Source organism: Geodermatophilus sp. CPCC 205506, assembly GCF_051383635.1.
GTDB lineage: Bacteria > Actinomycetota > Actinomycetes > Mycobacteriales > Geodermatophilaceae > Geodermatophilus.
In genome coordinates this window covers 35,677-49,427 of sequence record NZ_JALPKP010000013.1, presented here as the reverse complement: position 1 = coordinate 49,427, position 13,751 = coordinate 35,677, and the positions used below count along the sequence as shown (strand labels likewise).

Below are 13,751 nucleotides of genomic sequence, written 5' to 3'. Positions count from 1 at the left end.
TCCTGCTGCCGGCATCGCTCACGACGCCGCACTGGACTCGCCGAAGCCGGTCACGACGTGGTGCTGCGGTGGACCTCAGTCGATCGGCACCCCGAAGCGCCAGCGCTGGTTCGTGCCGCCGTGCCAATCCCACTGCCAGATGCGGCCGCCGTTGTCGCGGGAGAAGCCCGCCACGTCGAGGACCTTTCCCGAGTGCTGCGCGGCGATGCGGAGGAAGCCGTCGCCGAGGTCCGTGACGTCGAATCGCTGGTTGGGTCCGCCGTGCCAGTCCCACTGGATGAGTTGCGCACCGTTGTCCAGTGAGCCACCGGCGACGTCGAGGACTTTGTTGCTGTGCCTTGCCCTTATGCGGTACGAGCCGTCCGACAGCTGCTCGAAGCGAAAGCGCTGGTTGGAGGCGTCGCGCAGGATCTGCCACTGCTGCAGGACAGCGCCGAGCCCTGTCGCTGCCGGCCCCCCGGCGATGTCGAAGATCCTGCCCGAGTGCTGCGAGGTGACCATTCCCCACACCTTTGCGATCGCCATGCCGGACAGTATCGCTCCGAGATAGTGGAGATGGCCGCGAACGTCACTCCGCATTCCTTCGTGGGCCACGCGGTTCCACGTCTCGAGAACGGATCCCCTGGAACCGACTCTCCACAACCGGGTCTCATGCCGCCCGTCCCCTCGAGTCGGCGGGGCACAAAGGCCCTGTCCGCCGGGCCGGAGCCGGGAAAAGGTGACGCCCCGCTGCCCCCGTGCGCCGATCGGAGGCTGCGCAGACGGGTCAGGGAGGGACGCTCATGGCGGTGAACGAGGTCGGTGTCAGCCAGTCCCGACAGGAGTGGGGTCGCGCCGCCCTGCTCGCCGCCACGGTCAGCGCCGCGGGCGTTTTCGCCCAGACGCTGTTGTTCCTCGTCGACGCGGTCGAGATCCTGCCCGGCAACCCGCCGTTCCGGGAGACCGGCGCAGGCCGCGACGTGGACCTGGCTGCGTTCTTCGTGGCGCTCGCCGAGCGCCAGCACGACATCGCGTGGAACATCGCGCTGAGAGACGTCCTCGGGCCGATCGCGGCCATCGCCCTGATCGTGCTCGCCCGGGCCTGGGTCCGGTTGCGTGGCGACGGCCGGGCCGGCGTGGAGTCGTGGGCGCTGGTCATCTCGATCGGTGCCCTGCTCAAGGCGTTGGCCGACCTCGTCTACGTGAGCCAGCTGGGCCTGTGGCGGGACACCGGCTTCACCGCCGAACCCCCGGCGGACATCATCGCCGTCGGGCGCACCTCCGAGGCGATCACCGACCTCGCCGACCACCTCGAGTACGCAGCCTTCCTCACGCTGGCCGCAGGTCTGGCGGGTCTCGCGGTGCACCTGGGCCGCCGGCTGCGACTCCTCGCCCTCGCCACCGCCCTGGGCCTGGTGGTCAGCACGGTCGCCGCGCTCACCCGGTCCGAAGCCGTGTACGACATCGCCTCGCTGCTGACCGGGGCCCTCCTCGCGCCTGTGCTGCTCCTCGGCCTCGGCCGGTCACTGGCCCGGTCGACCGCCGTCCTCCGGTGAGCGCCGGCCCGGTGCGGCGCCGCTGAACGGCCGCTCGGCACTGTCCTACCTGATCACGCGCGGGGAGCGAAGGCGGATGGACCCGGAGGCCGGCGGACGAGTCAGACACGACGGCGCATCCGGTGACCAGGGCGCCGCGCAGCTCCCTGCCAGGCAGTCAGGCGCGGCAGCCAGCGAGGCACGTTCTCGCAGAACTCCTCGTAGGAGGGCCCGTAGGCCTCGCGCAGGGTGGGTTCCTCGTAGGTGCGCACGAAGGCGTTCATCGTGGTGCCCAGGACGACGAGATAGGCGAACAGTCCCCAGCTCGCGAAGAGCAGGACCTGCCCGAGCACGATCCCCAGGACCGCGACGTACATCGGGTTCCGCACATGCCGGTAGGCACCCTCGACGACCAGCCGCTCGGTGGGGGCCGATGGTGCGGGTGTCCCCCGCCCGTGCCAGGCGAAGGCGACGAACGCGTGTCCCAGCACCGCCGCACCGGCCAGGACGAGGAGCCAGCCGAGGGCGTCGACCCACGACGCCGAATCGCCGGGCTGACGCCATCCTGTGATCAGCCAGGGCACCAGACCGCAGACGGTTCCGGGGGCCACCAGCAGCCAGCCAGAGCTGCCGAGTGCGGCCGAGGTCCTCTTCACGACACCCCCAGGTCAGCTGGACGTGACCCCCGAGGGCGCGCCCAGCAGGGCTCCTAGAACCGGTAGTGCAGGATCAGCGTCCCCTTCCGGGACCACCACGTGCTGTGCGACTGCAGCCGGTAGTACGTGCGCAGGACCCGGGGGAACTGGGCGATCTCGGGCTGCCGACTGATGAGCATCTCCTGGACCAGCGTCAGCTCGGGGTTCCAGCGCTCGGGTTCCCTCGGGTCGTCCATGCCGGGGAACTTCACCTCGGCGGCGACCGACTTCGTGCCGCGGGCGTGCCGGGCCACCCAGATCGTGAACCGCGTGTAGCCGTTGAAGACCATCTCTCCGCTCGGGAAGTGGTCGACCAGCCGGTTGAGCAGGGCGATCAGGTCGTCCTCGGCGAGGAACCCCATCAGGCCGTCGGCGGTGATCACGGCGGGCCGGTCGGTGGGGAGGGCGTCCAGCCAGGTCGGGTCCGTCACGTCCGCACCGATGGTGTGCGCTCTCGCGCGATCCGGGACGACGTCGTCCCGGGCGGCCACGACCGCGGGCAGGTCGACGTCGTACCAGTCCACCGTGGGCGGCGGCGTGATGCGGGCCGACCGGGTGTCGAACCCCGCGCCCAGGTCGAGCCCGACCGCATCCGGGTGGCGGGCGATGAGCCGCGACGCGACCTCGTCGATCTTCTTGGCACGGAGGGCCACGTTGAGGCAGAGATCGGTGTTGAGGTGCAACCGCCCGTAGTCGTAGTCCAGCGTGCGGACGATCTCGTCGGCGATCTCGTCGCCCAGGACGGGATGCGGCGAGCGGTTGTCGAGCGCCCTGCAGCAGAGCGTCAGGAACAAGCTGTCCTCGACGGGAGTCAAGGCCGGCAGGGTGGTCGCCATGGGTGCTGTCCTCTCGTGCTCGAGGTCGTGGCGGTGCGGGCCACGTCAGCGGTCACCATCGGCGCCGGAGGGCGGCCGGCAGCGCGTGCGCCCACACCATCCTCACGGGGCCGCTGAGCACGGTTCTCGATGGAGGCGTCCCGAGGACCTCGGTCGGTCGACCCTGGGCCCAGGTGGCTGCGACCCCTCTGCTCTGCTCCCTCCCGGCCACAACCCAAGCGCATCGCGGACCTGATGTCACGAGGTCGGACCGTCCGGTGGGCGCGACTCCGAGCCGGCTGAGGGCAGGCGTCAGCGCCAGAACCCGGTGAGCTGCTCGGCGAGCGCTCTGCCTTGGTCGTGACCGGCTCGAGCGGCGGGCGGCCGCAGCGACGGATCCATCGCATTGGCGCCGAACAGGTGCTCGGCGGTGCTGTCCGGGACGATCGTCTCGACCCTGCTCCCGCCTGCGCGCAGTCGCTCGACCTGTGCTGCCAGGTGGGTGCCCCACTCCCGCGGATGCCGCGACCTGCCGCCCAGTGGTGAGAGCACCAGCACCCGCCCGTAGCCGGCCGCCAGGTCGGCGTTCTCGACGGATCGGTAGCCGCCGTCGATGTAGAGGTGGTCACCGATCCGGTAGGGAGGGCCGCCGGCGGTGCTGGCGGCAACGGCGTCCACCAGGTCGACCCCGCTGTGCCGGTCGAACACGACCGGTTCACCCGTGTGGGCATCGACGACCGTGATGTGCACTGCCTGCTCCGGCCAGCGCTGACCGGGCAGCCGGGCGGCGACGGTCGTGCGCCACCGCGTGTGCCCCGAGCCGTCCGACGCCGCATCCACCTCGAGCGCCGCCGCACCCATTCGCCGGCGCATGTCGGCCGCATCCTCGGCGGCGGCGATGATCCGGCTCGTCCTCTCCAGGTGGTCGGCCACCGGACCGGAGGAAGCGCGTCCACCGTCGGGTCCGCCCGGGCCGGTCCTCCGCTGGGGCGCAGCGGCGAGGACGGCGTCCAGCAGTTCGGTCGGGGTCGCGCTGGTGATCTGGGCCGCGGCCGTCGCCCCGGCCGACGTCCCGATGACCAGATCGGCCTCGGTGACGTCCAGTCCGGCATCGAACAGGCCGCTGATGACGCCGATCAACCACGCGTTGCCCGTCGATCCGCCACCACCGAGGACCAACGCCCGCTCGCCCGCGGCGGGCGCCCGCCTCGTGGCGTCGACCTGCGGCTCGACCTGGTCGGACCTCGGTCGGTCGGAGGCCGTCGTCGACGTGACGTGCAGAGGTGGAGGAGGTGTCGTGTTCATGGGAGTCGCCTCTCGCGCCTTGCCTGGCGGGGCGCTCCCGGTGGCGACCACCTCAGTCGCGCGATCGTGAACTGCAGGGGAGCACCCACTGCGGACACGCGTTCATGGGTCTCACCTCCTGCCGATGGATCACGATCGCGGGGACGATGGCACGCCGGCGACGCGGTGCGCAACCGGCATCAGGCCGGACTCAAGAGGCCTGCCAAGACGCCCACGTCCGGCAGGTCGAGGTGAGGGCGCACGTCTTCGGAGAGGTCGGTGAAGGACTGGGCATGCCCGATGCCGGTGTGCACGGCGACGGCGAGTGACCCGCCCTTGTGCGCCATCGGGACCTCGAGTTCGGGGTCGTCCCCGACCACCGCCAGCTCCGGCGCGGGGACGTCGAGATGGCGGGCCGCCGCCTTCAGCGCCTGCAGGGACGGCTTGCCGACGACGGTCACCCGCGTCCGGGTGATGTCGCGGACGACGGCGCTGATGGCCCGCGAGGTGCCGAGCGTGCGGCCTTCGGCGGTGGCGAAGAACAGCGACTGGGAGGCGCTGTAGAACGTCGCTCCCTCGAAGACCGCGAAGCAGGCGGCCTCCAGGGCCTCGAAGGTGAGTTCCTGCCGGTACCAGCCGGCGAAGACGGCATCGGCTGACGCTCCGCGCAGGGGCGGGAGGGTCTCGATGCCCGCCTCCTCCAGTGGCTCGGTGATGCCCTTTCCGCCGAGCACCATGACGCGCCGGTGTCCTCGCCGCCGGAACACCTCGGCCGCAGCGGTGGCCGGCGTGAGCACGGCGTCGTCGGGCACGGGGAACCCGGCCTGCTGGAGGGCGTCGGCGCACTCCCTCGGGGTCTTCACGGTGCCGTTGGTGAACACGCAGAACCGCACGTCTCGTTCCACGAGCAGGCGCACGAAGTCCACCGCTCCAGGCAGCGCGCGGAGTCCCCGGTTGTTGCGGTCCCCGAGGACGAGGGTCCCGTCCATGTCCAGCACGAAGCCGCGGACCCGCCGCAGCCGTTCGAGGGCACCGGGGTCCAGGTCAGGCACGGGACGCTCCTCTCGCGCGACGGTGCACGAACAGCCGCAGGTCGGGCTTGCCGACCGCGAGGTCGTGGACGGACTGCCGCTCACCCAGCTCGCGGAGGAGGGTGAGCACCGGTGTCAGGGTCGGGTTGTAGTGCGCCGGGGACGGGCCCGCGGCGACCATGGCGTCGACCTGCTCGGCGGGCATGTGCGCCCGCAGCAGCAGTTCCTCGTCACTGATCGCGGAGCCGAACTGCCGGCGCAGCTCGGCCGGTGACGGCGGTGGGGGCTCCGACTGCAGTTCCCGCGCCCGTGGCCGGTCGAGGATGCGGTCGAGCGCGTCCGGATCGATCGGCGCGGTCGGCCGCCCGAAGCTCCCCAGCGCGTACCGGATCACCTGGTCCGGCACGTTCGAGTACCGCTCTCCGATCACGTTGAACAGCGCCTGGGAGACGACCATCTGGGGGAACGGCGTGACCATGATCGGGTGTCCCAGCTCGGCGCGGACCCGGCCGACCTCGTCGATGAGACTGTCGAACCGGTCCTCCATGCCGATCTCGCGCAGCTGGCGGCGGGTCGTGGTCATGACGCCACCGGCGATCTGGTGGTGCAGGAACGCGGCGTCGAAGTCCTGCGGTCGACCGGGCGGCAGCTCCTCCGCGGCGGCCAGGCGTCCGAAGAAGTCGCAGGCCAGTCCCAGCGCACGGTCGTCGATGTCCACGCGGTGGCCCATCTCGCGCAGGTTGGCCACCGTGCGCTGGACCTCCGGCAGCGACGAGCCGTTGCCCAGCACGCCGCAGCCGGTCTGCACGACCTCGACGCCGAGCTCCGGCGCGATCGAGTAGGTCAACGGCGACAGTCCGATGGTCGCGTGCGAGTGCAGCTCGAGCGGCGTGCTGCCGAGCTCGGTGGTGATCGCGGGCAGCAGCGTGCGGGCCCGCTCGGCGGTGAGGATGCCTGCCGGGTCCTTGACGTAGACGCGGTCGACATCGGGGCACTCGCGCATCTGCCGGGCGAGATCGGCGTAGAAGGCGTCGTCGTGGACGGCGCTGATCGTGAAGGTCAGCGCCGCGACCACCTCGTCGACGCCGGCCTTCTTCAACCGGCGGGCGGTGGCGCGGGCGGCGTCCATGTCGTGCATGGGGTCGAGGACGACGACCCGGTCGATGCCGTTGGCGACCAACCGGTCGTAGACCAGCTGCATCGTGTCGGGGTGGGAGTTCTGCCACGAGATGAAGCGGAAGCCGGTGCCGATGAACTGCAGCTTCGTCGCCGGCATCAGGGCCCGCGTGCGGCGGAACAGCTCCCAGGGGTCCTCCCGGTGGGTGCGGACCAGCATGCCCATCGCGGTGCTGGAGCTGTAGTCCAGTGCCCGGAAGCCGACCCGTTCCAGGAGCGGCGCCACCTGGAGCACGTGTGCGGTGCGCAGGCCCGCGGCACCCCAGAGGCTCTGGTTGCCGTCGCGCAGGGAGACGTCGACCAGTCCGACGTCGGCCATCAGGACACCTCCGCCAGGTCGGGCTGGGCGTTGCGCAGGAACCGCTCGAAGTAGGCGGTGTCCACTCCCCCGGCGGTGAACTCGGCGTCCGCCAGCAGCGCCTGGTGCACGGGCACGGTGGTCGTCACGCCCTCGATCCGCAGCAGTGCGAGCGCGGCGCGGGTCCGGGCGAGGGCCTCGGCACGGTCGGCTCCGTGCACGATCAGCTTGGCCAGCAGCGAGTCGTAGAAGGGCGGGACGACGGACCCGCCCTGCACGTGGGTGTCCACGCGGATGCCGTCACCGACGGGCAGCACCACGCGGTCGATCCGCCCGGGAGACGGCCGGAAGTCGGCGGTCCAGTCCTCGGCGTTGATCCGGCACTCGACGGCGTGCCCGGTGAGGGCGACGTCCTCCTGCCGGATGGACAGCGGCCGCCCCTCGGCGACGGCGAGCTGTTCGGCGACCAGGTCGATGCCCGTGACCATCTCGGTGACCGGGTGCTCCACCTGGATCCGGGCGTTCATCTCCAGGAAGTAGAACGTCTCGCGCTCGCGGTCGTAGAGCAGTTCCACCGTGCCGAGGCCGCGGTAGCCGAGGTGCCCGGCGAGGGCGAGGGCGGCGCTGGCCATCTCGGTGTGCACGCGGTCGGGCAGCAGCGGCGCCGGGGCTTCCTCGAACAGCTTCTGATAGCGGCGCTGCACCGAGCAGTCGCGGTCGCCCAGGGCCACCGCCCGGGTGCCGTCGCCGATCACCTGCACCTCGACGTGCCGGCCGGAGGCCACGAACCGCTCGAGGTAGACCCGCGGGTCGCCGAACGCGGCGGCGGCCTCGGAGACGGCGAGGTCGAGGGTGTGCGGCAGCTCCTCGGCCGCGCGGACCAGCTTCATCCCCCGCCCGCCGCCTCCACCGACCGCCTTGACCAGCAGCGGCCAGCCGACCTCGGCCGCCACCGCCTGCGCGCCGGCCAGGTCGGCGGCCTCGCCGCCGGGCACGACCGGCAGGCCGGCGGCGATCGCGTGCGAGCGGGCCCGCAGCTTGTCCCCCACCGCCTCCAGGGACTCCGGGGTCGGCCCGACGAAGACGACGCCGGCCGCCTCGCACGCCCGGGCCAGAGCCGGGTTCTCCGAGAGGAAGCCGTAGCCGGGGTGCACCGCGTCGGCGTGCGCCGCCTGCGCGGCGCCGACCACCGACGACGGGTCGAGGTAGCTCGCCGACGCCGGCGCCGGGCCCAGCCGCACCACCCGGTCGGCCAGCCGCGCCGGCAGCGAGTCCAGGTCCGCGTCGGAGGCGGCGAGCACCGACTCGATGCCCAACCGACGGCAGGTGCGGATCACCCGGACCGCGATCTCCCCGCGGTTGGCGATCAGCAGTCGGCGGATCCTCACGACGCGCCCTCGCCCAGCCCGGTGTCCGAGCCCGGGTCCACCACCAGGAGAACGGCGTCGGTGTCGGCGAACTCCCCGTTGCCGGTTCGGAACTCCACCACCGTGCCGCGGACGCCGGCGTGCACCGGGGTCATCATCTTCATGGTCTCGACGATGCCGACGACGGTCTCCTCGGCGACCCGGTCGCCGACCTCGACGAACGGTGCCGCACCCGGTTTCGGCGCCCGGTAGAAGGTGCCCAGCAGCGGCGGGTGCACCGCCACCAGGCCCTCGGCCACGGCGGCGCGATGCCGTTCCGGCTCGGCGGCCGCGGCGGGCTCCGCGCCCCGCTCCACCGCCGGACGGCGGAGCACCTGCTGCTCGGCCGTCCAGCCGGCCGCCCCCTCCCGGCGCACGGTCAGGGTGAGGTCGGCCAGCTCCAGGTGCAGCTCGTCCAGGCCGCTGGAGTCGAGCGCGTGCAGGACGTCGCGGACGTCGTCGGGGGTGAGGTCCACGGCGCTCAGCTCTCCGGGGAGCTCGGGGGCTTGCCGCCGAGCAGGTTGAACACGTGGTCGAAGGCGCGGGCGGTCGGAGCGGCGACCGCGGGCTTGGCCGCAGCGTCCTTCTCCGCCCACACCGTCTCCGGGCGGCTCTGGAGGAGGAAGATGTTCTCGCCGGGCGACGCCGTGCGGGACACCGCCCACTCGATGTCCTGCGGACAGCCGTAGTGCGCCTCGACCTGCCGGGCGATCGCCACCAGCTCGGCGATCTCCTCGTCGCTGATCGAGGGCACGTCCCGCAGGTTCGCCGGCACGTCGCTCTCCACCACTCCGGCGCCGCCGGGGTCGGGTTGGTGCCAGCGGGTCTTGGTCGCCACCGTCCGCCGGACGATCTCGCCGGTGACCTTGCTGACGACGAAGGAGTCCGGTGTGACGTCGCCGCTGACGACGGCCGAGCCGAGACCCCAGCTGGCGTCGATGGCGACGACGGAGCGGTCGCCGGACAGCGGGCTGCGGGTGAACATCACCCCGGAGCTGCGGGAGCCCACCATCTGCTGCACGACGACGGCCATCGCCAGATCCGTCTCGGGGATGCCGCGGCGCAGCCGGTAGGTCACCGACTCGACGCTGTAGAGACTCGCCCAGCAGCGACGCACGTGGGTCAGGACCGAGTCCGCACCGCGCACCCACAGGTAGGTGTCCTGCAGCCCCGCGAAGCTGGCCTCGGCGGAGTCCTCGCTGGTGGCGCTCGACCGGACGGCCACCGGGAGATCGGGCTGACCGCACTCGCCGGCGAGCCGGGCGTAGGCGACGGTCACCGCCTCGGCGACCTCGGCCGGGAGCGGCGCCGACTCGACGATCGACCGGAGCTCGGTGCAGGCCGCCGCGACCGCATCGCCGTCGGACGGGTCGAGCACCGTCACCCGGGATCCGAGGTCGAGCGCGGCGACCGCGGCCCGGAAGGCCGCCGTCGTCACCACGAAGCCGTCGGGTACGCGGATGCCGGCCCGGATCAACTCCCCCAGGCTGGCCCCCTTTCCCCCTGCCGCGGGGACGTCGTCCCGGCCGACGTCGGCGAAGCGCAGCACGGGCGGGAACGCGGTCATGGTGGTCCCCATCAGCCGAGGATGGTCACGACGCCGCGGTCACCATCGACACGCACGCGGTCACCGCTCCTGATCTTGGTGGTGGCCTGGCCGGTGCCGACGACGGCGGGCATGCCGTACTCGCGGGCGACGATGGCCGCGTGCGACATGGTCCCGCCGATGTCGGAGACGGCGGCGGCGATCTTGCCGAAGACCGGGCCCCAGCTGGGCGCCGTCACCGGGCAGACGAGGACCTCGCCCTCGCGGATCGACCCGATCTCGTTGACGTTCATCAGGACGCGGGCGATCCCCTCGACGACGCCCGGGGAGGCCGCGTACCCGCGCACGGTCTTGTCGTCGAGCTCCGCACCGGACAACCAGGTCTCGATCGTCTCGTCGGTGATGCCCCAGAGCATCTGGACGGCCGGGTCGTTGAGCGCCTCGGGCGCGGGCCCCAGCGCCGGGGGCGGCGACCAGGACGACAGCGCCTCCACGATCCGCTTGCGCTCGGCGACGATCGGCTGCCAGTGCCGGGCGCCGAGTTCGGCGCCACCCGAAGCCCAGGCGAGCTGGACGTCGGCGAGGGCGTCCTCGACCTCCGGGTGCCGCAGGTGGAACACGTCGTCGGGTTCGGCCAGGACGCCGCGGTCGGCGAGCAGCCGACCGAACGCGCGGATCTTCTGGAAGAAGCGCGTCGTGAACCAGTGCTCGCAGTAGAACTTGTGCGACTCGATGTAGGGGAACACCTGCCGGCACAGCCCGAGCATCTGGTCGAACGCGGCCTTCTCGTCGTCGCTGCCCAGCAGCGCCCGGTACTCCTGAGCGATCCGCTCCCGCTCCTCGGCCAGCCGCTCGGTGGGCCGGGTGAGGTCCGCACCGGCCCGGATCTGCTCGACGTACCGGGGCAGGGCGGCGAACGGCACGGTCAGGTCGTCGGCCCAGGAGAGGTGGTGGTGGTAGAAGCCGTCGCCGACCGACACGTTGAACCACGGGTCCTTGGCCTCCTCGAGGGCGGCCAGCCACCGGGCGCCGGCGTTCCCGCGCCCGCCGAGGCCGGCCAGCACCTTGGCCGGGTCGTTGCCCTCGACGAACAGGTCGGCGACGTCCAGCTCGACCGCGAGCGCGGCCAGCTTCTTCAGCTCGTCGTCCGGCCGGTACATGGTCACGTCCATGCCGGCGACCATCCGGGCGACCATCTGGTCGCCCATCTCCGGGAACGCCTGCTTGCAGAAGCCGAAGAAGACGACATAGGCGCCGTAGCCGAGCATCAGCAGCTCGGTGTGGTGGTGCCACATCTTCGAGTACAGGTCGATGCACCGGTGGAAGTTCTCGCGGAGCAGGTGGTTGGAGGCGTAGCCGCGGTGGCCGGTGACGACGGAGAGGTCGTCCAGCTCGGGCAGCGGCGGCACCTCGACGGCCTCGATGTCGGCGATGAGCGTCTCGATCCGCTGCTGCCACTCGGCGTAGATCGTGTCCCAGTTCGCGTAGTAGTGGCCCGCCCGCTCCTGGAAGTGCGCCAGCCGCTGCTCGATCTGCACGGGGTCGGTCACCGGGTTGGCGGTGATGTAGACGCGGCCGTTGAGGATGCGGTACTCGATCCCGAGAGTCGTCGGGAAGGAGAACAGGCGCGCGGTGTTCGCGCCGATCGCGGTGTACGGGATCTCGGAGGTGATCCCGTCGAAGGCCGGCACGACCTCCGGGAAGTGCATCGAGTTGTAGAACCAGAAACGCTGGTCGTCCTCGGGCTGGAAGCGGGAGAAGTAGGGGTACATCGCCTCCCAGCCCTCCGCACCCGAGACGTCGGCGATCTGGGACGGCAGCGGGAACGACCGCTCGCCGGTGGGCTGGGACATCCTCGTCTCCTCTTCTCGGGGGTCAGGCGACTGCGTAGTCCCGCTGCGTGCGGGCGTACTCGACGATGTCGGACAGGGAGCCGGGATCGGCCATGGCAGCGGGGTCGGCGACGTCCGCGGGGTCCGCGCCCATCAGCAGGCGGCGGACCGGGATCTCCATCTTCTTGCCGCTGCGGGTCAGCGGGATCGCGCGGACGGCGATGATCCGATCGGGGACGTGCCGCGGGGTGTACTCCTCCCGCAGCCTGCGGCGCAGCCGATCGCGGAGTCCGTCGTCGAGCACGGCGCCGGGCGCCGGGACGACGAACAGCGGCATGAAGAAGCCTCCGCCGGGCAGGTCGAGGTTGACCACCAGCGAGGTCACGACGGCGGGGTCGTCCTCGACCACGCGGTAGATCTCGGCCGTGCCGATCCGCACCCCGTGCCGGTTGAGCACCGCGTCGGAGCGGCCCCGGACGAAGCAGCCGCCGCGCTCGTTGAGTTCCAGGAAGTCGCCGTGCCGCCACACGCCGGGGAAGGTCTCGAAGTAGCTGGCCCGGTACCGGGAACCGTCCTCGTCGCCCCAGTAGAACAGCGGCATGGAGGGCATCGGCTGGGTGACGACCAGCTCCCCGACCCGGCCGACGACCGGGCGGCCGGCGTCGTCCCACGCCTCCGCGGCCACGCCCAGGCACCGCGCCTGGATCTCCCCTGCCCGGACCGGCAGCGTCGGCACCCCGCCCACCAGGCCGGTGCAGATGTCCGTGCCGCCGCTGCCCGTGGCCACCCACAGGTCCTCCGCGACGGCGTCGTAGAACCACGCCGTGATGGCGGGGGCGACCGGGGAACCGGCCGGCATGACGACCTCGAGGGCGGAGAGGTCGAACCGCTCCCGAGGGACGATGCCGGCCTTCTTCATCAGCTCGACGTAGGCGGGGCTGGTCCCGAAGAAGCGGGCGCGGCTGTCCTGCGCCAGCCGCCAGAGGACGTCGACGTCGGGATGCGACGGGTTGCCGTCGTAGAGCACCGGCACGATCCGCGACGTCAGCATGCTGACCAGGAAGTTCCACATCATCCAGCCGGTGGTGGTGTGGAAGAACGCCCGGTCACCGGAGCGCAGGTCCTGGTGGAACGCGAGGGACTTCAGCTGCTCGAGCAGGATCCCGCCGTGCCCGTGCACGATCGGCTTGGGCAGCCCGGTGGTGCCGGAGGAGAAGAGCACCCACAGCGGGTGGTCGAAGGGGACCTGTTCGCAGACGAACTCCGCGGCGTCGACCGACGGGCCGGACAGGACGTCCGCCCAGGACGTCACCGGCACCGTCAGGTCGGCCACCTCCAGACCCAGCACGGACACGGCGACGACCTGGCGCAACTGGGGCAGTCCCGCGACCACCTCGGCGAGCTCTCCCTGCCGGTCGAACTCGCGGCCGCCGTAGCGGTAGCCGTCGGCGGCGATCAGCACCACGGGCCGGAGCTGGGCCAGCCGGTCGAGCGCGCCGCGGGCGCCGAAGTCCGGCGAGACGCCCGCCCACACGGCTCCCGCGCTCGCCGCGGCGAGCATGGCGATCATCGCCTCGGGGACGTTGGGCAGGTAGCCCACCACGCGGTCCCCGGGCCGCACTCCGACCTCGCGCAGCTGGGTGGCCACCGCGCGGACCCGACTCGCGAGCTCCTCCCAGGAGAGCTCGCGCAGCGGTTCGGTCTCGCTGGCGTAGAGCAGCGCCGGTGCGCCCGACACCTCCTGGTCCAACACGTACCCGGCGAAGTTCAGGTGCGCCCCGGGGAACCACCGGGCACCGGGCATGGAACGCTCCGCGAGCACCGCCGTGCACGGCGTGGACGACCGGACGTCGAAGAAGTCCCAGACCGCCGACCAGAACTCACCCAGCTCGGTCGTCGACCACCGCCACAGTGCCGCGTAGTCGTCGAACGACCGGCCGGTGCGCTCCGCGGCGAAGCGGGTGAACGCGGTGAGCCGGGTCCGCTCGACCCGATCGGGGGACGGCGTCCACAGCAGGTCGCCCTCGCGGACGGATCCGCCCTCGGCTCCCCCGCGCCTCGCCGCGCTCGACATGGGCGAGACAGTCACCGACGCGGGTGTGACCGGCAACACCTCCTTCCCGGTATCCGGAAACACCGGGCCCGGCGGCGTTC

Annotated in this window: 12 protein-coding genes; 1 reads left to right on the top strand and 11 read right to left on the bottom strand. The window is 72.0% G+C overall.

Features of this window, described 5'->3' with window-relative positions; all coding sequences use genetic code 11:
• Positions 1 to 75: 75 nt before the first annotated feature.
• A complete protein-coding gene (locus MY520_RS09605; RefSeq protein WP_436691862.1) occupies positions 76 to 525 on the bottom strand; it encodes an RICIN domain-containing protein in 450 nt (149 codons plus the stop codon).
• Between the two features lie 263 nt (positions 526 to 788).
• Between MY520_RS09605 and MY520_RS09600 the strand changes: the two genes are divergently transcribed.
• Positions 789 to 1,535 (top strand): hypothetical protein, encoded by a 747-nt coding sequence (locus MY520_RS09600; protein WP_436691861.1) that lies wholly within the window; start codon positions 789 to 791, stop codon positions 1,533 to 1,535.
• A gap of 101 nt (positions 1,536 to 1,636) precedes the next feature.
• On the opposite strand, the gene MY520_RS09595 is transcribed toward MY520_RS09600, so the two are convergent.
• The 10 genes from MY520_RS09595 to MY520_RS09550 form a co-directional block, all read right to left on the bottom strand.
• Entirely contained in the window at positions 1,637 to 2,170 is a 534-nt protein-coding gene (locus MY520_RS09595; RefSeq protein ID WP_436691860.1) for a methyltransferase family protein, read from the bottom strand.
• Positions 2,171 to 2,223: 53 nt separating this feature from the next.
• Complete coding sequence (locus tag MY520_RS09590) at positions 2,224 to 3,045, bottom strand: class I SAM-dependent methyltransferase (RefSeq protein WP_436691859.1); 822 nt, start codon at positions 3,043 to 3,045, stop codon at positions 2,224 to 2,226.
• A 291-nt stretch (positions 3,046 to 3,336) separates the two neighbouring features.
• The gene (locus MY520_RS09585; protein ID WP_436691858.1) at positions 3,337 to 4,329 is read right to left on the bottom strand and encodes a patatin-like phospholipase family protein; all 993 of its coding nucleotides are present in this window, start codon (positions 4,327 to 4,329) and stop codon (positions 3,337 to 3,339) included.
• A 179-nt stretch (positions 4,330 to 4,508) separates the two neighbouring features.
• Positions 4,509 to 5,360, bottom strand: a complete 852-nt coding sequence (locus MY520_RS09580; protein ID WP_436691857.1) for an HAD-IIA family hydrolase — start codon at positions 5,358 to 5,360, stop codon at positions 4,509 to 4,511.
• On the bottom strand, positions 5,353 to 6,834 hold the full coding sequence (locus tag MY520_RS09575; protein ID WP_436691856.1) for a biotin carboxyl carrier protein: 1,482 nt from the start codon (positions 6,832 to 6,834) through the stop codon (positions 5,353 to 5,355). The genes MY520_RS09580 and MY520_RS09575 overlap by 8 nt, the downstream gene beginning before the upstream one ends.
• Complete coding sequence (locus tag MY520_RS09570; RefSeq protein ID WP_436691855.1) at positions 6,834 to 8,201, bottom strand: acetyl-CoA carboxylase biotin carboxylase subunit; 1,368 nt, start codon at positions 8,199 to 8,201, stop codon at positions 6,834 to 6,836. The genes MY520_RS09575 and MY520_RS09570 overlap by 1 nt, the downstream gene beginning before the upstream one ends.
• Positions 8,198 to 8,695, bottom strand: coding sequence for an acetyl-CoA carboxylase biotin carboxyl carrier protein (locus MY520_RS09565; protein WP_436691854.1), 498 nt, complete (start codon positions 8,693 to 8,695; stop codon positions 8,198 to 8,200). Before MY520_RS09565 ends, MY520_RS09570 begins: the two co-directional genes overlap by 4 nt.
• Before the next feature lie 5 nt (positions 8,696 to 8,700).
• Positions 8,701 to 9,798, bottom strand: a complete 1,098-nt coding sequence (locus tag MY520_RS09560) for a PEP/pyruvate-binding domain-containing protein (protein WP_436691853.1) — start codon at positions 9,796 to 9,798, stop codon at positions 8,701 to 8,703.
• The gene (locus tag MY520_RS09555) at positions 9,798 to 11,618 is read right to left on the bottom strand and encodes a PEP-utilizing enzyme (RefSeq protein ID WP_436691852.1); all 1,821 of its coding nucleotides are present in this window, start codon (positions 11,616 to 11,618) and stop codon (positions 9,798 to 9,800) included. The genes MY520_RS09560 and MY520_RS09555 overlap by 1 nt, the downstream gene beginning before the upstream one ends.
• Before the next feature lie 22 nt (positions 11,619 to 11,640).
• Positions 11,641 to 13,671: an acetoacetate--CoA ligase gene (locus tag MY520_RS09550; RefSeq protein ID WP_436691851.1), complete on the bottom strand. Its 2,031-nt coding sequence runs from the start codon at positions 13,669 to 13,671 to the stop codon at positions 11,641 to 11,643.
• Positions 13,672 to 13,751: the final 80 nt, after the last annotated feature.